Here is a 1,094-nt window from a genome sequence, read left to right as displayed (position 1 = left end):
GGTGCTTCACACCTGATCAGTGGCCATTCACAGGCGCACCACGAGCTGGAACAGGCGTTGGCTGAATTTGTTGGGTTGCCGCGTGCATTGCTGTTTTCCACCGGCTATATGGCTAATCTGGCAGCAGTGACGGCACTGGTGGGACGAGGTGATGCCATTTTTGCGGATCGTCTCAATCACGCTTCACTCAATGATGCCGCTTTGCTGTCACGCGCCTGTTTCATTCGTTATTCCCATCTGGATCTTGTGGCGCTGGAAAAACAGCTGGCAGTAACTGAAGCACGGCGCAAACTGGTGATTTCGGATGCGGTATTCAGTATGGATGGGGATTGTGCACCGGTCGCAGCCTTGCTGGATTTATGCCGGCGTTTCGATGCCTGGTTGCTGCTGGACGATGCCCATGGCTTTGGTGTGCTGGGCGCTGAAGGGCGGGGCAGTCTGTCTTTTTTGGAAGCCGCAGAACGTAATATGCCCAACCTGATTTACATGGGCACGCTGGGCAAGGCGGCTGGTGTATCCGGTGCGTTTGTGGCGGCGCAAATGCCTGTCATTGAAACACTGATTCAACAGGGTCGCACCTACGGCTACACTACGGCAGCTGCGCCATTGTTGTCACATGTATTGCTGACCAGTTTGCAATTGATTCAGCAAGAAACCTGGCGGCGTGATCAATTAATCAGATTGATTGAGCGGCTGCGGCACAGTCTGCAATCATTACCGTGGCAATTACTGCCATCGAATACGCCGATACAGCCGTTACTGACAGACGAGAGTCAAGAAGCGGTTCGATTGGGTCAGGCGCTGCGTGAACGTGGAATCTGGGTGCCGGCGATTCGTCCGCCGACTGTGCCGCAAGGCAGCGCGCGGTTACGTATCAGCTTGTCTGCAGCTCATACCGAAGCGGATATCGACCGATTGAGTACAGCTTTGCACGAGCTCTCTGAGTACTGATATGGCGATCCACATTAAAATAATCGGAGCGGGGCCGGATCTGGTGATGCTGCACGGCTGGGCCATGCACAGCGGCGTTTGGGAGGGTGTGATCGGATCACTGTCGCACCGTTTCCGGCTGCATTGCGTGGATTTGCCTGGAC

The 1,094-nt window shown here is 55.1% G+C and carries 1 protein-coding gene; it reads left to right on the top strand.

Annotation, left to right across the window (positions count from 1 at the left end):
• Positions 1-951, top strand: a 951-nt coding sequence (locus ABF86_RS12360) for an 8-amino-7-oxononanoate synthase (protein WP_160803661.1), incomplete at its 5' end; no start/stop codon positions are given.
• Positions 952-1,094: the final 143 nt, after the last annotated feature.

It is taken from the genome of Nitrosomonas sp. GH22 (assembly GCF_009833115.1).
GTDB classification, from domain to species: domain Bacteria; phylum Pseudomonadota; class Gammaproteobacteria; order Burkholderiales; family Nitrosomonadaceae; genus Nitrosomonas; species Nitrosomonas eutropha.
This window is presented reverse-complemented; position numbering and strand designations above follow the sequence as displayed.